Consider the following 247-nt stretch of genomic DNA (forward strand, 5'->3'; position numbering starts at 1 on the left):
GTAATGGCAAAGTTGGCACAACAAGTTGAACATCATTTTGCCATTACTGTCTTTCCTAAACCTAGTGAAAACAGTTGATTCAAAGCAAAAAGGGTTGCACTTGTTAACGCTGCAGAAGAAGATACTCCCGCTCCTACCGGAAGATTACTCGTAATTACTGCATTGAATCCTTGAATGTCATAACCCCGCTGCTTAAGCTCTATAATGGCTCCTAATACATAGTTAACCCAATGAATACTTGTTTTAC

Annotated in this window: 1 pseudogene; it reads right to left on the reverse strand. The window is 39.3% G+C overall.

The features are described 5' to 3' along the window. Window positions 1-32: 32 nt before the first annotated feature. A pseudogene (locus RMT89_RS44755) lies at window positions 33-247 on the reverse strand (galactokinase); the annotation flags it as partial.

The organism is Streptomyces sp. P17 (assembly GCF_032436805.1).
Classification (GTDB): Bacteria; Actinomycetota; Actinomycetes; order Streptomycetales; family Streptomycetaceae; genus Streptomyces.